Here is a 21,859-nt window from a genome sequence, read left to right as displayed (position 1 = left end):
TCTCCTTTTATATTACCTTAATGCAAAACTCTGGACAATTTCTAGCACAATAACCGCAAAGTATACAATTTTCATTAGGTGTAGCTTTGCCATCAACTATTTCTATGCCCTTTTGTTTGCAAGTCTTAACACAGTTACCGCAAGCTATACAATAATCAGCAACGATTAATCTCCTCTTTTTTCTTTTTAGCTTTTCTTCTAAATCCTTAGGGATTCTTCCCGTTTCCATTAAGTTAATATTGCAATCTATTTCTTCCTGGGATTGCATACCAATGGCAAAAGAATGAATAAATGGTATGTTCTTGACAAAATTAAATGCTTCTTCTACTTGACCAATTAAATGTCCTCCACCTAAAGGTTTCATTCCATAAATGCCTTTTCCCATGTTGTAAGCTTTCTTAATTATATTCAACATATCGTCCACATTACCGTCTTGTATACCAATACCTTCTTTGTTAATGATAGGATGAACCACTTCTAATTCATCATACTGGGTTACTGCATATACACCTTCTACCCTATGAGTTGAAATTCCGATTGCTCTTATTTTACCCATATCTTTAGCTTTTAAAAAGTATTCAATAGCCTCATAATGTCCTCTAACGGTATGAACACTTTCCTGTTCATGGAGTAAAAATATATCAATATAATCAGTGTTCAATTCCCTTAAAGCTAATTCCAAACTATCCTTAGCCATCGCCTTAGTATAAGCATAGCATTTTGTAGAAATAACAAAATCTTCGCGTTTAATTCCCTTTAAAGCTTCCCTAATGTAGCTATAATTATCGTATATCTCAGCAGTATCAATAAAATTAATCCCTTTATCATAGGCATACTGTATAAGTCTTCCACCTTCATCTACCGGTAGATTGGCTTGGAAAGGCGTCATGGTCAATGACCCAAAACAAAGACTTGACACCTCGATATCCGTATTACCTAACTTTTTTCTTTTCAATTGTTCCACTTCCCGTTTACAAATATTTCCTCATCATCTATAACCATAAATAATATGAATAGGGTAATTATGCTCATGGCTAAAGCAGATAATATTATACCTGAATCATTTAATAACAATCCTACTAGACTACCTACTATGCCACTTAGAATCCCCTTTCCTAAACCCTTTTCCATAAGTAGTTGAATTTTATCTTCTAATATATAAGATATTACTACTTGAACAATCATATTAAATAACAAGACTTTTGTCCAAATGGAGGCACCAATTAATTTTATATTCATCAACAGTTTTCTATTTATGATATTTTGTGTAATTCCAATTCCTTTTTCTCTTATTAGCTCTATTGTCTTGCCTAGATGAGTCGGATTTGGATTTAAAGCTATGTCAATATAGCCTAAGATCCCTATTACTATTCCAATAAGAATTGCAAATAAAAATAAGTTTTTAAAATCTAATTGTTTGCCCATAGTGGCCAAAATGAAATAAAGAGTAGCAGATAATATAGCCAGTGTACCCCCTACATTGGCTCCTAATCTTGGGTGACCTACCATAATAACCGATAGTAATAGTACAATAACGGGTATAAGTTTATTTTTAAATCTGTCCATCAATATTCCAGCAATTAAGGTAGCAATAGCTAAAAATACCCCTACCATCTCATTCCCCATACCAAAGTATCTAGCTCCTATAATTGGATCATGACTAAGTACTGAATACCTAGTAATACTTCCATTTAACAATAGATCCAATAGGAATATGATGAAATAGGCTATAGTAATAAGATATATGTCCCATTTCCTATCATGTTTGTTTGCTATAAAACTAAATAACAATATAAGTACTATTAGGCTAATTAAATATTTAGAAATGCTATCTATATTAAATAAAGAACTCAATATAAGTATCATAGGAATAGCATACAATAACAAGCACAATCTCTTAAATGTAGTCCCTAATCTATTGTCCATATTGATATTTAAAATAAACAAAGCTACCCCCATTAACATAGTAAGTATAATTACGATACCGTATACTAGCAATGTTTTGGACCTAATCTTAGATGCAATACTAATGCGATTATTAATGGAGTTAATATGCTCCACCGCTCCACTTCTACTCAAGCTTTGAATAGGATTACCTGCCATATTTTCTATTGGAGCCTTAAGGAATTTAGCCACTGTAGGGCTAATGTCTAAATTGGATATAACCCCTTCTCTATTAGTAGTAGATGAAGTAAGTATGCCCTTATCTACTCCTTTTCCCCAAAGTATTAGGGGAGATAATCTATTTCCATCTATTCTTTCTTCTCCAGCATTAGGACTAAGGATCATGAGCATTGATTTTTCTTTATCTAAATTTGCTACCATATCTCCAATAAATATGTCAATATCCCTTAGTATTAAATTCCTCTTTTGGTAAAAAACATCAGTAGATAAAAAATCACTATAGCTATTAAGTCTGTTTAAATCACCTGTATCTACCAATACTAAAGAAGTTTCTTCTTTAACTGTTACTAATTCCGATAATATTTTATCATAATCAGTTCTTATACCATAAGGGTAATCAATATCCTCTAACAGTATGTCTTCCACATTACCATAATCGATAAGTCCTTTTGAGTCCATTACAATTAATGGGGCAGATCTGATTACTTCCTCATCCGTATCACTATTACCGTAAGAAGCTGTTTTTAATCCAATACTGTGGATACTATCTCCTAAAGCTCCTATATGAGGTGAATAATTATTTGTTTCATTTTGATTATATAGTTTTCCTAATTGAACATTACCAATAGCATAGTCCTTATCCAACAAACTTACTCGATTTTCATATATTCCTTTATATTCATCGTTTAAATTGTGCAATTGACTACTTTCATTATTTGCATAGGCCTTAGTTGATGCATTTATAGTAATAAAACTCTCAGCACCTTTGTAACCGCTAATACCACGAGTGTTCATCAATCCAATACTACCTTCATCTATTAACCTATTTACATTTGGCATCTTTTCAATATCTGAAAGAGTAAGCCTATTTATAACTATTATATAAGCCTTAGAATCTCCTTCTCCATAGCCTATCCCATAACTTATTTGTCCAAACAAAAATAATGCAATTGTAATTATTAATACTGTCAAATACAATCTGCTTCTTTTCACTTATGTTTCTCCTCTAAACCTGTTTTTTTCTCTCACTTTTCAAATAACAACCTAATATTTCTTCTAAAAGCTCATCCCGTTCAATTTTTCTAATTAAACTTCTGGCGTCATTGTGACTTGTAATATAGGTTGGATCCCCTGATAGAATATATCCAATTATTTGATTTATGGGATCGTAGCCTTTTTCCTCTAATGCATTAAATACAGTCAAAATAATCTCTCTTACTTCATTAGCATTATCTTTTGGCGGTTCAAACTTCATAGTTTCATTAAATTTATTATTCACAAAAACACCCCCTATAGTATTTATACCATATCGTTAATATAATATACAGTATTAAAATAAATATTAGCCATTAAAATGGCTAATATTTATTTTAATTGTTCTTTTATTATAGCAGGGACTATGTTTAAAGCATCTGTTACCTTATTAATATCTTTCCCACCAGCCTGGGCCATATCAGGACGGCCGCCACCACCGCCACCAGTAACCTTAGCAACCTCTCTGATAATGTTACCAGCATGAATACCCTTTTCAATTAAATCTTTAGTAACCATTGAAACGAAAGATACTTTATCCTTAAAAACACTTGCCAAAACTATTACTCCAGAACCTATGCCATTTCTAAGTTCATCACCCAAATTTCTTAAACTATTCATGTCCATATTTTCTACCCTATAGCTTATCAGTTTTATTCCTTCAACATCTATCTTTCTATCTAGAATATCCTCTGCAATAGAAGAAGCCATCTTAGATTTCAAGGAATTAATCTCTTTTTCTTTCTCTCTAAGTTCTTCGGTGATACTATAAACCCTATCAACAACATCCTTTCTACTGCTCTTTAGGATACTGCTTATATCTTCAATTTCCTTCTCCAATTGGTTCATATAGTGATAAACCTCTTGACCAGTAATGGCCTCAATCCTTCTAATACCAGATGCAATACTGGATTCGGAAATTATCTTAAACAATCCTATATTGCTAGTATTATCCACATGTGTACCACCACACAATTCTTTGGAATAATCGCCCATTTGAACAACCCTAACCTCATCCTTATATTTGTCTTCAAACAATCCTACCACTCCCATTTCCTGGGATCTTTCAAGTGTGGTGTTCATAGTTTTCACTTCTAAGGATTCAAGGATTTTTTCATTAACTATTCTCTCTATTTCCCTTAATTGTTCTTCCTCTACGGCTTCATAATGAGTAAAATCAAACCTTAATCGATTAGGAAGTACAATAGACCCAGCTTGATTCACATGTTCACCTAATACATCCTTTAAGGCTCTATGCAATAGATGAGTTGCAGAGTGATTCCTCATGATATTCCTTCTACGTATTTCATCCACAACAGCAACTGCTTTGCTTCCCATATCTACTCTACCTTTTTCCACCTTAACAAAGTGTAGTGTCGTTTCATCCTCGGAATGCTTAGTATCCAATACTTTAACTAAAAACTTTTCACCCTTTATATATCCAGTATCTCCTACTTGTCCTCCACTTTCAGCATAAAAAGGTGTCTTTTTTAATATAAGGACTCCTTCGTTCCCTTCTTCTAATTTTTCTACTATCCTTCCATCATGAAATAACCCTACTACTTCTGTTTCCCATTTTAAAGCTTCATAACCTTTAAAATAGCTCTCATATTTACCAGATAATTCTAGGGACTGACCATTTTTCCATCCTGCATCCGTAAACTCTTCCCTAGCCTTTCTTGCTCTATCCCTTTGTTTTTCCATCTGCTTATTAAATTCAACTTCATCAACGGTTAAATCCCTTTCCTCTAAGATCTCCTTTGTCAAATCTAAAGGAAAGCCATAGGTATCATACAATTTAAAGGCCTTTTCTCCACTTAAACAATTCTTGCCTTTATCAATCAATTCCTCAATATACTCTTCTAATATATTGATTCCCTGATGTATAGTTTCTTGGAACTTGTCCTCTTCTGCCTTTATGACTTTCTTTATCTGTTCTTTTCTTTCCTCTAACTCTGGATATTCTACTTTCCAAGAGGAGATAACCACATCTACAATGCTAGTTAAAAAAGGTCCTTCAATACCTAGCAATTTACCATGTCTTGAAGCTCTTCTTATTAATCGCCTTAAAACATAACCTCTTCCTTCATTACTTGGTAAAACCCCGTCAGAAACTAAAAAAGTCATGGCCCTACTGTGATCGGTAATCACCCTGATGGAAGTATCTATTTTATGATCCTTTCCATAGAGCTTTCCAGATATCTTCTCTACAGAATGAAGTATGTCTTGAATTTCATTTACTTCAAATATGTTTTTAGCCCCTTCCATAACAGCAGCAATTCTCTCAAGTCCCATTCCCGTATCTATATTTGGGTGTTCTAATGGATAGTAATTTCCTGCCTCATCTTTATTATACTGGGTAAAAACAAGGTTCCATACTTCAATGAATCTATCGCACTCACAACCCGGCCTACAGGTTGCTTCCCCACAACCATATTCTTCCCCTCTATCTATATAGATTTCAGAACAAGGTCCGCAAGGGCCAACCTCTAATTCCCAGAAATTATCTTCCTTTCCTAAGGGAACTATTCTATCCTCTTCTAAACCTATGACCTTATTCCAAATGTCAAAAGCTTCTTCATCCTCCTCATAAATAGAAGCCCATAAGTCCTTTTCTGGTATTTCCATACATTCCGTTAAGAACTCCCAAGCCCATTTTATAGCCTCTTCCTTGAAATAATCACCAAAAGAAAAATTACCAAGCATTTCAAAAAAAGTAGCATGTCTATCGGTTTTACCTACATTTTCAATATCTCCAGTCCTAATACATTTTTGACAGGTAACAATTCTTTTGTTAGGTGGAGTTTTTTCTCCAGTAAAGTAAGGTTTCAATGGAGCCATACCAGCATTTATCAATAATAAACTTCTGTCATTTTGGGGCACTAGAGAAAAACTTTCCATGGCTAAATGACCCTTTTCCTGAAAAAAATCTAAAAATTCCCGTCTTATTTCATGTAAACCAATATTCCTCATCTATTGTACACCTCTCTAAAAATAATCTAAATCCTATAAAAAATTCGTCCCTCCTCAAGGGACGAGAATTTACGATACTGTCTATATTTGGATTATAATTTAAACTAATTGATTTGTCAACAAATAGTCTAGATAATACAGTATTAATCTATATTATTTGGCTTTTTTATGTTTTCCATGATAAAATTAAACAATATCTTTGCTACTGCTACCAATGGAATGGAAAATATCATTCCCATAACTCCAAACATTCCGCCCCCTATTATCAATGCTAATAATATAGTTATAGGATGTATACCTGTGCTTTCTCCAATTATTTTAGGAGCAAGTACATTGTTCTCTATCCACTGAATTCCAATGAATAACACAGCTACCCAAAAAGCTTTGATAGGGCTATTTAGTAGGGCAAAAAACACTGCTGGCAAAAATCCTAGGAAAGGTCCAAAATAAGGTATAATATCTGCAATTCCTGTGATCATGCCTATCACTATAGCAAAGTCAACCTTTAATACAAGTAATAGAATAGTTGTTGCTACCGCTACATATAGTGCTAGTAATAATCTACCCCTTATAAATTGGCTAAGGGCTCTGTCTATTTCTAAGAATAAAACCTCTACCTTTTTTCTATATTTCTTAGGAATAGTTAAATAAAATTTATTTCTGAAGTGCTCCTTATCCTTTATAAAATAAAATGTTAATATCGGAATCAATATTAAGCTGATAACCTTTGAAAAAGTAGATATTATTCCCTCAACAAACTTACTGATACTAGTTATTATTACATTTTGAACATTATCTATGCTATTAATAATTACTTCCTCTATTCCTTTAAACAAAGGTGGCATATTGTCTATATTTACATAGTATTTCATATATAATCTATCTATAAATTGAGAAACACGTTGTAAATACACAGGCAATACAGATATTAATCTTTTCATTTCTTTGCCCGTTTTAGGTATTACTAAGAATGAGAATATAAAAATTATTCCAAGGGTAATTGCGTATATAATAAATACTCCTAAGCCCCTTTTTATATTATACTTTTCAAAATATTTTATTATAGGGTTTATTAAATAAGCTAATACCCCAGAAATTATTATTGTATATATGATATCCGATAGAATTCCATACTTTCTTATCAAAAAATATGAAATATATATAAATAAAATCCCTATTAATAAAGGAAATGCCTTTTTTCTATTAAAGTAAATTCTTTTTTCCTGATCAACATATCTGTTTCCAATATGGATTAAATAATAAATTATTAGTATTATGAGAATAGAGATTAAAAAGATCAGGTTTTTTATTAAAACTGGCGAATATATATCCATTATGTTCAACTCAATAGGCAGCAATTGCTGCCTATCCCCATAGAGAATTTATACCATTCATTAATGTAGATGTTGCTCTTCTAGCGCTTCTAACAATTTTTCGTTTTTGCATGGGACCCATTCTGGCCCCAAAAAACATACCTAAAGAAGCTCCTATGATGCTTCCTAACAAAGCACCATTTTTAAAACCATTATTATTCACTTATATCCTCTCCTTTGTATTTGTATCTACTATTTTCCCACCATTCCAGTAATAAATTCAATCATTTTTTAGTATTAATTGTTATTTTTGTCAATGGAATTAAGCATACTCTTAAATATACAAATTGAATCCTCTGTTATCTTTGTATTTTCAAAGAGAGGCATATAGTTTCTACCTTTTAATATATCTTCAAAAACTCCCTCGGTAATTATAAAGCCTTCAATGGAGCCTTTTAGTTTATCTATAACAATGTCCTTAACATATCCAATACATTCTCCATCCTCTGTTTTTATTTCTTTTTCTATATATTTAAATTCCTCTACTAATACATCCTCTAAATCTTTATCCAAGTCCCTTTCATCTTTTAAATACAATATTTGATTATCCTCCAAAAAAACAACATCCCCAAAGGGTATTGGGGCTTTGTTTTTGATTAGATTGTCGTTTTTTACCAATAGGTGAGTTACCCTCCTATAATCGTCTGAATAGATTACATCCAGTATTTTTCCTATAGGCTCTTTATTCTTTCTATCAATAAGTTTCGATGTTAATAGTTGTTTATATTTTATCACAAATATACCCCTCTTCTACTCTATTCCTTTATTATTATTTCTTAAACAATATGAATTTATTAAGTCAAATTTAACCATTTAATTGTGCTAAATATAGAGCTAGAAGAAGGGTACAACGCTATTCTATTTCGTGATCATGAGGATCTTCCGTTGGATCAAAATCTTCTAATCCTTCTATTCTTACATTGTTCTTATTTGAATAGTCAAGGAGAGCAGCCTTTATAGCTTGTTCTGCTAGAACAGAACAGTGCATCTTAATAGGTGGTAGTCCATCTAAAGCGTTAGCTACAGCCTTATTTGTAATCTCCATAGCCTCTTCTATGGTTTTACCTTTAACCATTTCCGTTGCCATGCTTGAAGATGCTATAGCAGAGCCACAGCCAAAAGTCTTAAATTTCACATCTGTAATAACTCCATCCTCAATCTTTAGATACATTTTCATTATGTCTCCACATTTTGGATTACCTACTTCTCCGATACCATCGGCATTTTCTATTTCTCCTACATTTCTAGGATTTCTAAAATGTTCCATTACCTTTTCTGAATACATCTATTTCCCCTCCTTAACTTCTTCATATAACGGTGACATAGCTCTTAATCTTGTTACTATTTCTACCAATTTTTTTACTACATAGTCCACTTCTTCTTCTGTGTTAAAATCTCCCAATGAAAGCCTTAAAGACCCGTGTGCTATCTCATGTGGTAAACCTATGGCTAGCAATACATGGGATGGGTCTAATGTGCCAGAAGTACATGCAGAACCACTAGATCCTGCAATGCCTTCCATATCCAAACTGAGTAACAAAGACTCTCCTTCGATAAAATGAAAACATATATTGACATTTCCTGGCAACCTTTCAGTTGGATGGCCATTAAGCTGTACATAATCTATATTGTCAAATATTCCTTTAATCAATCGTTCCCTCAAGGAAATTAATTTTTCATTATTTTCATCCATATTTTCATAAGCTAATTCTATTGCCTTTCCCATACCTACAATCCCTGGAACATTTTCCGTACCAGCCCTTCGATTTCTCTCCTGTCCTCCACCAGTTATAAGGGAATCAATTTTTACACCTTGCCTTATATATAGTGCCCCTATGCCCTTAGGACCATAAAACTTGTGCGCTGCCATAGATAGCATATCTATATTCGATCCATCTACATCTATTTTTACATGTCCTACTGCTTGAACAGCATCGGTATGAAAGTAAACTCCCCTCTCCTTGGCTATCTTTCCTATCTCCTCAATAGGTTGGATAGTACCTATTTCATTATTAGCAAACATAATGGAAATAAGTATGGTTTTGTCTGTTATGGATTTTTTTAGCTGTTCTAAGTCTATTACTCCATACTCATCTACATCTAAATAAGTTACTTTAAAACCTTGTTTCTCTAAGTACTCACAGGTATGAAGTACCCCATGATGTTCGATCTTTGATGTAATTATATGATTGCCTTTTTTCCTATTGGCATAAGCTACCCCTTTTATAGCCCAGTTATCGGCTTCAGATCCTCCCGCTGTAAAAAAAACCTCTCTAGGGCTAGCACCAATAGCCTTAGCTATTTTCTCCCTTGCTTCTTCTACTGCAACCTTAGATTGACTCCCAAGGGAATATACACTGGACGGATTACCATACTTTTCAGTAAAATAAGGTAACATGGCCTCTAAAACCTCTTTTTTTACTGGAGTCGTAGCAGAATTATCCATATATATAAACTTATCCATTAGTATTCCTCCTAAGCATTAAATTTTTCTTTTTGCATCTCTTCTCGTTCATCTAGCATATCCTGTAAAGTAATAGAATCTACAACCTGATCTATACTGTCCCGAATCCTCATCCATACCAACTTAGTAACACAATTTTCTTCATTTTCACAATCATATTCATCACCTGTTACACAGTCAGCAGGAGCTAGATTGCCCTCTAAAGTTCTAAGAATGCTTCCCACAGTAATATCACTTGGCGGTCTAGCTAGCATATATCCACCCTGAGCACCTCTTACACTATTTAAAAACCCTTCCTTCCTTAGAGAAGAAACCAATTGTTCTAGATAGTTTTCTGATAAATTTTGTGCATCAGCAATACTCTTTAAAGGTATTGGACCCTCTCCATAGTGAAGAGCCAATTGGTACATTGCCTTTAATCCATATCTACCTCTTGTAGATAATTTCATATAACCACCTCTTTTAATCCCAACCAATTTCCTTGGTATTCTTTTATAAGTATATTATACCCTACTATTTTTGTCAACATTCAAAAGAATTATTTGCAAAAAATAAAAAAGGAGCATAAGCTCCTTTAGAGATCTGATACTATGTCATCAAATTGTGGTGGGAAAAAGTCAGGGAATGGTTTGTAATCAAATTCATCACAAATATCTTCAGGACTAAATTCAATGCAAAAATCAGGTGCAGGGCAATACCCAAAAGTTGGTATCAACAATTGCACTGTACCTACTACTTTAGTTATGATGAAAACTCCTGCGGCAAAAGTCAACTTTTCTCCAGTTTGAATAGGCTGACCTAATACATCGGTACTCGTTTCAATTACTATCCTAAATTCAAACTCATCCCTTGCATCTGGCATAAATAAGATGATATCTTTAAATATATCTGGCAAAAATCTATGAATAACATTACCTTGTGTAGTCGTTATTTCAAATGGAATTCTCAAAGTAAATCTTACTCTTCTAAAATTTGGCTGATTCTCAATGTCCGTAATCACTAATGTATTTGGCACAATAAAGCCTGGTTTAAATCGTATACTTTGAAAAGTCTTCCCATCTAAATCCACCTCGACCTTTGGGAAACATTTTCTCTGTTGACATGATGCAAATACCTTGTCTAATATTACACAATCCCTATCGAAACTATTCATTATTTTTTCCATAGTATTATCTAAATCAAAATCATTCATCTATTCTCACTCCTTTGAATTTATTTAAATAAATTGGCTTTTGTTTTCATATTATGTTATAAGAATACTTTTGTGCCACTATTATTATAATAGGAGGTAAATAATATGAATGATCATTTAATTATCAGTTCAAGAGGTGAACTAATTCTGTTTAACCTAACCCCCCTTAATAATATCGATTATACTATATACGACCCTCATCATAACCCTTTGATAACTAAAAAACTATGTGGAGATCGGGTTTTGAATTTTTATGCAACTATAGATGATAAAAATGTAATACACTTAATCTCTTTAATGGAGTCAGGCCAATTGAATTATTTCATATTTAAAGATGACAATTGGTCAAAAGCTGTAATATCAAAATTCAACTTTAAATCTAACATATATAATAACATGCTATTCTTTCTAGAAGGTAATAATATAAACCTATTTTACGACTATGCTAATTTAATAAATTCAAAGCTTTGGACTATCCAACATGTTGTGGGGGACTCTAATACCTGGAAAAAGTCTAACGTAATAAATTTTATAGCTGATAAAAACACTTATTCTTTTCATCTAGATAAAGATTCATTTGGTACAATTCATCTCCTCTATAGTAGTAATAACAAAGATGGCTATCAAATCTATCATACTTTCTATAGTTCCTTAGCTGAAAAATGGAATCAACCGCCTTACCATGTATCCAATTTCAGTACTAATAATATATTTCCTTATCTATTTGTTGATTCTAAAGACAATCTTCATGGGTTATGGTTAGAAGGAAAAATAGACGAGAATACATTAAAATATTTTCAATTTTCATCTTCATCTAAAGAAGGTTATCAATGGAGGCAAATAAATATACCTTATGTATCTAACTGCAACCATAGACCTATTATGATTGAGGAAAATGGTATACTAAAAATTATCTATTCCCATACGAATTGTATAAGTTTTTTATATTCTTCAGACTATGGTAAATCTTGGTTCAAGGGCGATACACTAGATGTCAATAATGCAGAAATAAAACTAGTGAAAATTACAGGAAATCTATTAAATATCAGAAATACTAAAATAAACTATGCTTATTGTACTACCAAAAATGCCTTACAGTTTTATTTTATAGATGCCTTTAATCCATTAGATAATGAATCCAGTCCTACAAAACCTCTCAATACCAATATACTTTCTAAACAGTTTTTATCCAATGATCACAATAAAGAAATTCAATTAAAAGATGATGATTATTCAGAGTCTCAAGAAGAAATAAAAGCCTTGTTACTAGAAATATCTAATTCTCAAAAAACTATGGAAAAAGATATACAAAGAATAATAAAACTATTAGGAGAATATAAACCTTCCTTCTTACACAAACTATTTGGTTCATCTAAATAGATAGCTACTTATAATAGTTATTCTTTTCATAATTAATAAAAGTTACATATTTAATTTTATACCATAGAATGTACTAAGAATGACAATCATAAGAAGGAGGAAGGTTTCATGATGAATCCAATTAATAAATCTATTGATAAATTTTTAAAACGAAAAAAGATAACAAGCTCTATTCTAAATAATAAAGGTGTATCCATCATTACATGTACCAATTTGCCCCATAGTCTTGATAATATTCTAGATAATTTTATCAGACAGGATGTAGACACAAAGGAGCTATTGATCATTATAAATAACAACAAAATAGATGAAGTTAAATGGAAAAATAAAACATCAAAGTACGATAGTATTAGAGTGTTCAAATTAAATGAAAATATATCCTTAGGCCGATGCCTAAACTTTGGAGTAGAAAAAGCTAAATATGATATTATTTCGAAGTTCGACGATGACGACTATTATGGTCCAAAATATCTTTCCGATACTATTAAATATTTCGATTGTACAGAGGCAAAGCTAATTGGAAAAGGAGCAACTTTCGTATATGTAGTAGACAAAAATATCCTTACCATAAGAAATCCTCATGAAGAAAATAAATATACCAATTTTGTCAATGGTTCGACCCTGACCTTTAAAAAAGGTGTATTTAATATGGTTCGATTTCAGGATAAGAATATTGCTGAGGATGTGCACTTCTGTCGGGATTGTATCAGAAATGGCATTAAAATATACTCTTGCAGCAAATTTCACCATGTATATTTTAGAAGCCCTTCTTTAAATAATCATACATGGAAAATAGAAGATGATGAGTTTTTAAATCTATGCTGTCGTCAAGATTTATTTAATGAGCCCGTTGAAAGTATCGATGATATTATTAAATATGTAGATATCTAATCATGAGGAATCCGTCGATGAAAAACCCAGTTAATAAATCTATCCATCAGTTTTTAATTAAAAAATGCAATAAAACTCTTTCAGTAGATAGGCCTGTATCGGTTATAACCTGCACCAACAAAGAAGGCAGCATTAATAATATACTAGATAACTTTAATAGACAGAATATAGATTTAAAGGAATTGCTGATAATTATTAACAACAATAAAATAGATGAATATAAATGGAGAAACAAAATACTTGAATATCAAAATATAAGGATATTTAAAATAGATGAAAGTACATCTTTAGGTAGATGTTTAAATTTTGGAGTCCACAAAGCTAAGCATGATATTATTGCAAAATTTGATGATGATGATTATTATGGTCCTAAATATCTATCGGATTCTATAAGACACTTTGACTATACAAATGCAAGTTTAATTGGTAAAGCAACTATTTTTGTTTATTTTATAGAAAACAAAACTTTAGCTGTTAAAGATCCTGGTCTAGAAAATCGGTATGTAAATTTCATAAATGGTTCTAGCTTTATATTTAAGAAAGATTTATTTAATTTCGTACAGTTTCGCGATGTATCTATATCAGAAGATCTACTATTCTGTATAGATTGCATCGACAGAGGGCTAAAAATTTACTCTGGTAATCCATATCATCTTGTATATATTAGACATTCAACCTTAGATAAACACACCTGGCAAATTAGTAATAATGATCTAATGAAGTTATATTGCCATAACCTGGGACAGGTTGACGATTTTATTCCTTACGTAGATATATAACCTCCAATAAATTATTGCATATTGTATATTGAGGTGATTTCATGATAATTGATATCCATGGACATTATTATAATAAAGGTCTATATCCAGATTGGGTGCCCTATGGTGTAGAACCTTTGAAATCATGGCTTCAAAATCCTGATATAACAGGTTTAATAGTGTCCTCCTTAGATGTGCTGGATAATGGTATGGCAGAAAACAATTGCTTAACTCAAGTTTGTATGAACAATCCCAAGCTTTGGCAATGGTATACAGTAGATCCAAGGATACCTTACTGGTGGCACAGGCTGCCTAAGGATAAAAAGATCCTTGGTATAAAAGTTCATCCTACTTGGCAAAATTATGAACTAGTTAACTATTTTAATAAAATATTAGAAGTAGCTAAATATTATAAATGGTCGGTAATTACCCATTCAGGGGTAAAAGAACCTTTTGTAGATATAGAAAAATCTATAAGTATAGCTGACAAGTATCCTTAAGTACCAGTGATATTTGCTCACTTAGGTAATGGTTTTAAAGGATATTATGATGTATTGACACAGATTGAATTTCTGGCTAAAACTAAAAATGAAAATACATTTATAGATACGTCATCTTTGGCCATTCATCTAAGCGGATTGTTGGAAGAGTCGGTAAAAAGAATTGGTAGCAGTAGGATTGTCTTTGGCACTGATATGCCCCTTCATCTTCCTCAGTCTCAATTATCTAGAGTCATTAATGGAGAATTATGTTTGGAAGATAAAGAAAAAATACTTTGGAAAAATGCAACTATGTTATTTTCACAGTTAAAGGAGGAAACATAATATGTCAAAGGTCTCCACCCAATGGCTAATCCTTACAGGAGTTCCCTTCCAAAATAGTGGGGGTGGGCAAAGAGCAGCTCAAATAGCAAAAACACTGTTAGGTTATGGCCATCATATTACCTATGTCTACGCTATAGATTATATAGAAAAAGGCAATTCTCAAACACTAATAGAAAATGAAAACTTCAAAACCATGCACGTTAATAGATTTTCCATTTCGAAATTTATTAAAAACTTAAAAAAGGATATTAAGCTGATAATCCTCATTGAGGTTCCTCACCCAAGCTTTCTACCAATTATTAATAGTTTTAAAAACTTAGCATCAAATATCATCTATGAGCTTATCGATCCTTGGGATACGGAGCTAGGAAAAGGTTGGTATGATATAAAAATAGAATGGAAAATTATAGACCTGGCCAATATATTAACCGCAACAGCTCTTTCTTTGAAGAAAAGATTAGAACAAAAAACTAATAGATTGGTTCATTTAATTCCTAATGCCTATGATGATATATTGTTCAATCCACATATTCATTATAATAGACCCATCGATCTACCTGATAATCCTATAATAGGATATGTAGGCGCCCTGTGGGGTTCTTGGTTTGATATACACCTTATTATCAAACTAGCAAATAAGTATTCTAATTATAATATAGTGTTGATAGGTGAATACAATGACCAATTCGATGGTTTAGTTCCCTCAAATGTTCACTTTGTTGGGTTAAAACCCCAATATGAACTACCAGCTTATTTGTTCCATTTTCAGCTAGGACTTATCCCTTTTAAAGTGAATGATCTGACCTTTGGAGTCAATCCCTTAAAGGTATATGAATACTTGGCTATGGGATTACCAGTAGTTTCTACTAATATGCCTGAGTTAAAGGAAATGCCAAATGTTTTTTTAGCAAAAAACGATAAGCAATTTTTACATTTAGTAAAGTCTATCTTAGACAATGATTTAAAAACAGTCAATGTTGAGCATTGGTTAAAAAAACATAATTGGCATTCAAGGGTAAATAAACTTTTATTATTAACTCAAACCAACAATAAACAAATTTAAGCTTCAAACTTTGTAGCAAAGGCAATAACAATCTATTGCCTTTGCTATTTTAGATATATCTTTGCGTTTTCGCCCAAAATAAATCTATTAACAGCTTTTAATCCCTTCTCCTTAGTAATTATAGATCCCTTTCCAGCAATTGAATAGTCTATCATATCATCTACTCCTGAAATTATGCTATAATCTAAAATTATGGAATTTTCAACGCATGATCTATCAATATTTACCTTTTCTCCTATTGATGTGTAGGGACCCACATAGGAATATTTTATTATTGAGTTATCTCCAATTATTACTGGACCTCTTATTAAGCTATTATAGATAGTAGACCCTTTCCCTAATATTACTTTTCCTACTATTTGAGAGTCAATTATTTCTCCTGATAATTCGTTATCTATTAAGCTTAATCTATAAGCATTTTCTACTATTGCATCTATTGGACTTCCCACATCCTGCCAATGGCCCTCCAAAATATTGTATCCAACCCTATAATCATTATTCAATAACCAGGTTATAGCATCGGTGATTTCATATTCTCCCCGTTTTGAAGGCTGAATCCCTTTACATGCTTTAAAAACATTGTGATCAAAACCATATATACCTGTAATAGCCCAATTACTAAAGGCAGTTTTAGGTTTCTCCTCTATAAAAATAATATTTCCTTCTTCAATGTAAGCTACTCCATACTCCTCTGGATTATCAACCTTTTTTAATAGAATCTTGCAGTTATCTTTACCCTGCATAAAATCCTCCACAAATCTTTCTACTCCAATATCATAGGAATTATCCCCCAATAGTAATATGAACTTCTCTTTTCCAACAAAATCTTCAGTAGATAAAAGTCCATGGGCAATTCCTTTCGGGCTATCTTGAATTATATAGTGAAACCCCCTACTGAAATAACAAGTTAATATACTTTCAAATATGCTTTTATTTTGTCTATTTACTACTATTCCTATGTCTTCTATACCTATACTTAACAACTTTCTTATGCTATGCACGAGTAATGGCGTATTGGCTATGGGTATTAATTGTTTGGGAATAGTATGGGTAATAGGTTGTAACCTTCTTCCGACTCCTGCACATAATATCACACATTTCAACTAAACTCCCCCTTTTAAATGTAGTATTCTAATTCTATATCTATAATAAAGATGGAGTTTATATGCTATTTAATGCACAAAAATAAACGGACAAGGAAAATTCCTTGTCCATTATATATTAAAGACCTAATTTAACTTTAAGCTTTTCTAGCATGTCCTCTGTCATAGCATCTAAATCATACTTTGGATCCCAGCCCCATTCTTCCCTAGCTGCTGAATCATCCAAAGAGTTTGGCCATGAATCAGCTATTGCTTGTCTTTCTGGATCTACATCATAGTCCATTTCAAACTCAGGAATAATCTTTTTAATTGATGCTGCAATCTCTTCAGGTTCAAAACTCATGGCAGTAACATTAAAGGCATTTCTATGAATTAGTTTATTTGGATCTGCTTCTAATAACTGGGTAATGGCGTTCAATGCGTCAGGCATATACATCATATCCATTTTGGTTCCTTCAGCTATAAAGCTGGTATATTTTTTATTTTTTAAAGCCTCATAGTAGATATGTACTGCATAATCAGTAGTTCCACCACCAGGCAACGTTTCATAGGATATCAACCCTGGAAAACGTACTCCTCTTGTATCTACTCCAAACTTATGATAATAGTAGTCGCATAGTAACTCTCCAGCCACTTTTGTAACTCCATACATGGTATTTGGCCTTTGTATAGTGTCTTGTGGTGTATTATCTTTAGGAGTGGAAGGACCAAAAGCTGCTATAGAACTAGGAGTAAATACAGCACAATTTTCTTCTCTTGCTACTTCCAATACATTATATAATCCATTCATATTGACATTCCATGCCTGTTGTGGATTTTTTTCTCCAACAGCAGATAGGACAGCAGCAAGGTTTATTATGGTATTCACCTTGTGTTTTTTAACTATCTCTGCTACCTTTGCACCATCGGTAATGTCAAGTACCTCAAAAGCACCTGATTCCATTACATCTTCATGACCTTCTTTTATCCTTCTACTACTGGCAACTACATTGTCATTGCCATATATTTTTCTTAGCCCCATAGTGAGTTCAGAGCCAATCTGCCCTAGGGCACCAGTAACTAAAATCTTTCTCATCAAATACACCTCCGCTAAATTTTAGAAAAATACTGTCGTAATAATTATATCATATTCTTGTACTATTACCATAGACCACTATTAATAAAAACATATACCTATACCACCAGCCCCTAAATGGCAACCAATAACTGGCCCAAGAACATCTATGCTAATACTAGCTTTTGGATGCCTATATTCTAATTCTGCCTTTATTTTTTGAGCCTCTCTCTCACTTAATATATGACTCACACTTATAGCTTCAACATCCGCAGGTATTTTTCCAATAATCCCCTTTAAAGCTTTGGTTTTCCCCCGCACTTTTTCCAATAATATTAATTCTCCATATTTAAGCTCTATAATTGGTTTTATATTTAATACAGAACCAACAGCTGATTGAAAACTGGTAAGCCTGCCACCTCTTCTTAAAAACTCCAATGAATCTACTGTAAAATATATGGCCATACTATGTTTCTTGCTTTCCATATGAGATACTACATATTGACTGGTCTTACCATCCTTAACCATTTCTACAGCATCTTCCACCAGAAATCGTAAATTTGAAGCAGCTTGATTTGAATCTACAATAGTAATCCTTTCATCTCCTAATATATCCCTAGCTAACATAGCGCTATTATAGGTACCGCTCAGTTTAGAAGATAAAAGAATTGCTATTATTTCATCATAACCCTGGGAAAATGCCTTTTCAAACTCTAATAAAAAATCTCCCGTGGCTGGTTGTGAAGTTGTAGGAAACAAATTCGTACTACTCAGCTTATCGAAAAATTCATGGAATTCCCCGGGAAATCCTTCCTTCTCTGTTTCCCCATCAAAGGTATAATTTAGGGGCACAATGGATATATGGTTTGCCTCTGCATATTCCTTTGAAATATAGCTGGTACTATCAGTTATTATTTTGATCTTGTTCATTATATGACCTCCTCTAAACAAAATAATCCCACTATACTCTATTAGTATAGTAGGACTATTGTTACATATTTTATATTATTTTACAACTATATTGTATATCTTCCCCATTACAAATATCTCTTTTATTACCTCTTTTCCTTCTAAATGTTTTATTATGCTTTCATTTTTCTTAGCTTTCTCTCTAACTATATCTTGGGTATCATCTATATTTACTATTACTTTGCCCCTTACCTTTCCATTAACTTGAACTGGCATCTCTATTACTTCATCTTGAATTTTATCCTCATCATATTCTGGCCAAATCTGATCATGTAGCATACCTCCTAGGCCAACAATTTCCCACAGCTCTTCTGTAATATGAGGGGCTACTGGATTCAATAGGATTAGATAGGTCCTAAAATCCTCCTTAGTTATTCTACCAACATCGCTAAACTCATTCGACAAAGCCATTAATGCAGCTATAGCCGTATTAAACTTCAAGCTTTCATAATCATCTGATACTTTCTTAATAGTCTTATGAATACTGGTTTCCAATTCCCTAGAGTACATATCTCCATCAACTACAATATCCTGTAATCTCCATACCCTTTCCAGGAATCTTCTGCAGCCTTTAACTCCATCTTCTGACCACGGTACACTCTTTTCAAAATCTCCAATAAACATTTCATAGGCCCTTAGGGTATCGGCGCCATATTCATTTACTATATCATCAGGATTAATTACATTTCCTCTAGATTTCGACATCTTCTCGTGGTTTTCTCCAAGGATCATACCGTGAGCCGTCCTTTTACTATAAGGCTCTTTACAAGACACCACGCCTATATCATATAAGAATTTGTGCCAAAATCTTGAGTACAATAGGTGTAGAGTAGTATGTTCCATTCCGCCATTGTACCAATCTACAGGCATCCAATACTCTAATTTTTCTTTACTTGCAATTTCATTATCATTGTGAGGATCTATATACCTTAGAAAATACCAGGATGATCCAGCCCATTGAGGCATAGTATCCGTTTCCCTTTTAGCTTCCCCACCGCATTTCGGACAAGTGGTATTTACCCAATCCGTCATATTAGCTAGAGGGGATTCTCCGGTATCTGTTGGTTCATAGTTCTTTACCTCAGGTAACATTACTGGTAATTCATCTTCTGGGACAGGCACCCAGCCACATTTATCACAGTGAACTAGTGGTATAGGTTCTCCCCAATATCTTTGACGGGAAAATACCCAATCCCTTAACTTATAATTAGTTTTTCTTACACCAAGGCCTTGTTCTTCAAGCCAATTGCTAATCTTTTCTATAGCTTCTTTAACTTCTAACCCATTAATAAGGTCTGAATTAATTAAAATTCCTGATTCTGTATCCGTATAGGCTTCTTTTTCAATATCTCCACCTTTTACAACTTCTACTATAGGAAGATTGAACTTATTAGCAAATTCCCAATCTCTACTATCATGGGCAGGTACTGCCATAATAGCACCAGTTCCATAGCTCATCAGTACATAATCGGATATCCATATAGGTATTTCCTTTTGATTGACTGGATTAATAGCCTTAATACCTTTTATCTCCACCCCCGTTTTTTCTTTTGACAGTTCAGTTCTTTCAAAATCTGATTTTTTACTTGCATATTCTTGATACTCTTTTATCTCATCCATATTTCCTATTTCATTAGCATATTTTTCAATAAGAGGATGTTCTGCTGCAATAACCATATAAGTTGCCCCATATAAAGTATCTGGTCTAGTAGTAAATACCTTTAGTACATCCTCTTTTCCTGATATTCTAAAATCTACCTCCATACCTTCTGAACGGCCTATCCAGTTGGTCTGTTGGATTTTTATGCTATCTATATAATCTACAGTGTCTAAATCATCTATCAATCTGTCAGCATATTCGGTAATCTTCAGCATCCATTGATTTTTAGTCTTTCTTATTACTTCTCCTCCACATCTTTCACAACCGCCTGCTACTACCTCTTCATTTGCCAAACCTACTTTACAGGAAGGACACCAGTTAATAGGCATTTCATGTTTATAAGCTAACCCTTTTTCAAACATCTTAATAAATATCCATTGGGTCCATTTATAGTAGTTAGGGTCGGTGGTATCTATTTCTTTTGACCAATCGAAGGAAAAGCCTATGGATTTTAATTGTCTTTTGAACATTGCTACGTTTTTTTCCGTAACTTCCTTTGGATGAATCTTATGTTGTATTGCAAAGTTCTCCGTAGGTAATCCAAAAGCATCCCATCCCATGGGAAACAATACATTGTAACCTTGAAATCTCCTCTTCCTAGAAAGAATATCTAATGCAGTATAAGGTCTTGGATGCCCTACATGTAAACCCTGTCCTGAAGGATAGGGAAACTCTATCAAGGCATAAAATTTTGGTTTAGTCGTATCTTCACTAGTTTCAAATACTTTTTTTTCATCCCATATGTTTTGCCATTTCTTTTCAATTTCATACGGTCTATATTCTCTCATGATATTACCCCCTCGTTTATTAAATATTAGAAATAAAAAACCCTTCGTCAAAATAGAGACGAAAGGCAGATTTCCGTGGTACCACTCTAGTTGATAGTATTACTATCCACTTGAAACCATAACGGCGGTTACCGGCTAAAGCTACTAAGTTTCACCTTAACAACTCAAGGACGAGTTCAGCTAGGACCAATGCTGTTTTACACCAACCAAC

At 32.9% G+C, this 21,859-nt stretch carries 21 protein-coding genes and 1 other annotated feature (1 of these 22 cut by a window edge); of the genes, 6 read left to right on the top strand and 15 right to left on the bottom strand.

The features are described 5' to 3' along the window. Positions 1-7 precede the first annotated feature (7 nt). The 11 genes from C3E88_RS03195 to C3E88_RS03145 all read right to left on the bottom strand — a co-directional run bounded on the left by C3E88_RS03195 (position 8) and on the right by C3E88_RS03145 (position 11,158). Positions 8-964 (bottom strand): aldo/keto reductase, encoded by a 957-nt coding sequence (locus C3E88_RS03195; RefSeq protein WP_336513056.1) that lies wholly within the window; start codon positions 962-964, stop codon positions 8-10. Then, positions 952-3,117, bottom strand: a complete 2,166-nt coding sequence (locus tag C3E88_RS03190; protein WP_236908650.1) for a hypothetical protein — start codon at positions 3,115-3,117, stop codon at positions 952-954. Before C3E88_RS03190 ends, C3E88_RS03195 begins: the two co-directional genes overlap by 13 nt. 13 nt (positions 3,118-3,130) lie before the next feature. Further along, entirely contained in the window at positions 3,131-3,379 is a 249-nt protein-coding gene (locus C3E88_RS03185) for an IreB family regulatory phosphoprotein (RefSeq protein WP_272878399.1), read from the bottom strand. A 110-nt stretch (positions 3,380-3,489) separates the two neighbouring features. Next, the gene (gene alaS, locus C3E88_RS03180; protein WP_236908647.1) at positions 3,490-6,129 is read right to left on the bottom strand and encodes an alanine--tRNA ligase; all 2,640 of its coding nucleotides are present in this window, start codon (positions 6,127-6,129) and stop codon (positions 3,490-3,492) included. Between the two features lie 143 nt (positions 6,130-6,272). Beyond that, positions 6,273-7,463, bottom strand: coding sequence for an AI-2E family transporter (locus C3E88_RS03175; RefSeq protein WP_272878392.1), 1,191 nt, complete (start codon positions 7,461-7,463; stop codon positions 6,273-6,275). 31 nt (positions 7,464-7,494) lie between these two features. Then, the gene (locus C3E88_RS03170; RefSeq protein ID WP_236908645.1) at positions 7,495-7,665 is read right to left on the bottom strand and encodes a hypothetical protein; all 171 of its coding nucleotides are present in this window, start codon (positions 7,663-7,665) and stop codon (positions 7,495-7,497) included. A 74-nt stretch (positions 7,666-7,739) separates the two neighbouring features. Next, positions 7,740-8,237, bottom strand: coding sequence for a PRC-barrel domain-containing protein (locus C3E88_RS12410; protein WP_236908644.1), 498 nt, complete (start codon positions 8,235-8,237; stop codon positions 7,740-7,742). A gap of 118 nt (positions 8,238-8,355) precedes the next feature. Continuing rightward, a complete protein-coding gene (gene nifU / locus C3E88_RS03160) occupies positions 8,356-8,787 on the bottom strand; it encodes a Fe-S cluster assembly scaffold protein NifU (protein WP_236908640.1) in 432 nt (143 codons plus the stop codon). Further along, entirely contained in the window at positions 8,788-9,966 is a 1,179-nt protein-coding gene (nifS, locus tag C3E88_RS03155; RefSeq protein ID WP_236908638.1) for a cysteine desulfurase NifS, read from the bottom strand. An 11-nt stretch (positions 9,967-9,977) separates the two neighbouring features. Then, positions 9,978-10,415, bottom strand: a complete 438-nt coding sequence (locus tag C3E88_RS03150) for an RrF2 family transcriptional regulator (protein ID WP_236908629.1) — start codon at positions 10,413-10,415, stop codon at positions 9,978-9,980. A gap of 125 nt (positions 10,416-10,540) precedes the next feature. Beyond that, complete coding sequence (locus C3E88_RS03145) at positions 10,541-11,158, bottom strand: hypothetical protein (protein WP_236908623.1); 618 nt, start codon at positions 11,156-11,158, stop codon at positions 10,541-10,543. A gap of 105 nt (positions 11,159-11,263) precedes the next feature. Between C3E88_RS03145 and C3E88_RS03140 the strand changes: the two genes are divergently transcribed. From C3E88_RS03140 to C3E88_RS03115, 6 genes are all read left to right on the top strand, one after another. Then, positions 11,264-12,538, top strand: coding sequence for a hypothetical protein (locus C3E88_RS03140; RefSeq protein ID WP_236908620.1), 1,275 nt, complete (start codon positions 11,264-11,266; stop codon positions 12,536-12,538). 108 nt (positions 12,539-12,646) lie between these two features. Then, positions 12,647-13,429, top strand: coding sequence for a glycosyltransferase (locus tag C3E88_RS03135; RefSeq protein WP_236908618.1), 783 nt, complete (start codon positions 12,647-12,649; stop codon positions 13,427-13,429). A 17-nt stretch (positions 13,430-13,446) separates the two neighbouring features. Continuing rightward, positions 13,447-14,208, top strand: coding sequence for a glycosyltransferase (locus tag C3E88_RS03130; RefSeq protein ID WP_236908614.1), 762 nt, complete (start codon positions 13,447-13,449; stop codon positions 14,206-14,208). Between the two features lie 41 nt (positions 14,209-14,249). Then, positions 14,250-14,687, top strand: a complete 438-nt coding sequence (locus C3E88_RS03125) for a hypothetical protein (protein ID WP_236908613.1) — start codon at positions 14,250-14,252, stop codon at positions 14,685-14,687. 6 nt (positions 14,688-14,693) lie between these two features. After that, positions 14,694-15,011, top strand: a complete 318-nt coding sequence (locus C3E88_RS03120) for an amidohydrolase family protein (RefSeq protein ID WP_236908612.1) — start codon at positions 14,694-14,696, stop codon at positions 15,009-15,011. Position 15,012: 1 nt separating this feature from the next. Then, entirely contained in the window at positions 15,013-16,074 is a 1,062-nt protein-coding gene (locus tag C3E88_RS03115) for a glycosyltransferase (RefSeq protein ID WP_236908610.1), read from the top strand. A 44-nt stretch (positions 16,075-16,118) separates the two neighbouring features. Here C3E88_RS03115 and C3E88_RS03110 read toward each other — a convergent pair whose 3' ends face one another. From C3E88_RS03110 to leuS, 4 genes are all read right to left on the bottom strand, one after another. Continuing rightward, positions 16,119-17,168, bottom strand: a complete 1,050-nt coding sequence (locus tag C3E88_RS03110; RefSeq protein WP_236908782.1) for a glucose-1-phosphate thymidylyltransferase — start codon at positions 17,166-17,168, stop codon at positions 16,119-16,121. A gap of 127 nt (positions 17,169-17,295) precedes the next feature. Continuing rightward, entirely contained in the window at positions 17,296-18,252 is a 957-nt protein-coding gene (locus C3E88_RS03105) for an L-threonine 3-dehydrogenase (protein ID WP_236908605.1), read from the bottom strand. Between the two features lie 81 nt (positions 18,253-18,333). Continuing rightward, positions 18,334-19,161, bottom strand: a complete 828-nt coding sequence (locus C3E88_RS03100) for a DegV family protein (protein ID WP_236908602.1) — start codon at positions 19,159-19,161, stop codon at positions 18,334-18,336. Between the two features lie 75 nt (positions 19,162-19,236). Next, a complete protein-coding gene (leuS, locus tag C3E88_RS03095) occupies positions 19,237-21,648 on the bottom strand; it encodes a leucine--tRNA ligase (protein ID WP_236908600.1) in 2,412 nt (803 codons plus the stop codon). Positions 21,649-21,699: 51 nt separating this feature from the next. Continuing rightward, positions 21,700-21,859 (bottom strand) — a binding site (T-box leader) (it continues 51 nt past the right edge of the window).

The organism is Clostridium sp. Cult3 (assembly GCF_021655115.1).
GTDB lineage: Bacteria > Bacillota > Clostridia > Tissierellales > Tepidimicrobiaceae > PPXY01.
The sequence above is the reverse complement of the archived record's forward strand: the minus strand, read 5'-3'. Positions and strand labels throughout refer to the sequence as shown.

Excerpts from the sequence above, each read along its gene's own strand:
- C3E88_RS03185 (WP_272878399.1), bottom strand. The coding sequence starts at position 3,379 with ATGAAGTTTGAACCGCCAAAAGATAATGCTAATGAAGTAAGAGAGATT.
- alaS (WP_236908647.1), bottom strand. The coding sequence starts at position 6,129 with ATGAGGAATATTGGTTTACATGAAATAAGACGGGAATTTTTAGATTTT.
- C3E88_RS03130 (WP_236908614.1), top strand. The coding sequence starts at position 13,447 with ATGAAAAACCCAGTTAATAAATCTATCCATCAGTTTTTAATTAAAAAA.
- C3E88_RS03145 (WP_236908623.1), bottom strand. The coding sequence starts at position 11,158 with ATGAATGATTTTGATTTAGATAATACTATGGAAAAAATAATGAATAGT.
- C3E88_RS03125 (WP_236908613.1), top strand. The coding sequence starts at position 14,250 with ATGATAATTGATATCCATGGACATTATTATAATAAAGGTCTATATCCA.
- C3E88_RS03105 (WP_236908605.1), bottom strand. The coding sequence starts at position 18,252 with ATGAGAAAGATTTTAGTTACTGGTGCCCTAGGGCAGATTGGCTCTGAA.
- C3E88_RS03115 (WP_236908610.1), top strand. The coding sequence starts at position 15,013 with ATGTCAAAGGTCTCCACCCAATGGCTAATCCTTACAGGAGTTCCCTTC.
- C3E88_RS03100 (WP_236908602.1), bottom strand. The coding sequence starts at position 19,161 with ATGAACAAGATCAAAATAATAACTGATAGTACCAGCTATATTTCAAAG.
- C3E88_RS03140 (WP_236908620.1), top strand. The coding sequence starts at position 11,264 with ATGAATGATCATTTAATTATCAGTTCAAGAGGTGAACTAATTCTGTTT.
- nifS (WP_236908638.1), bottom strand. The coding sequence starts at position 9,966 with ATGGATAAGTTTATATATATGGATAATTCTGCTACGACTCCAGTAAAA.
- C3E88_RS03150 (WP_236908629.1), bottom strand. The coding sequence starts at position 10,415 with ATGAAATTATCTACAAGAGGTAGATATGGATTAAAGGCAATGTACCAA.
- C3E88_RS03175 (WP_272878392.1), bottom strand. The coding sequence starts at position 7,463 with ATGGATATATATTCGCCAGTTTTAATAAAAAACCTGATCTTTTTAATC.
- C3E88_RS03135 (WP_236908618.1), top strand. The coding sequence starts at position 12,647 with ATGATGAATCCAATTAATAAATCTATTGATAAATTTTTAAAACGAAAA.
- nifU (WP_236908640.1), bottom strand. The coding sequence starts at position 8,787 with ATGTATTCAGAAAAGGTAATGGAACATTTTAGAAATCCTAGAAATGTA.
- leuS (WP_236908600.1), bottom strand. The coding sequence starts at position 21,648 with ATGAGAGAATATAGACCGTATGAAATTGAAAAGAAATGGCAAAACATA.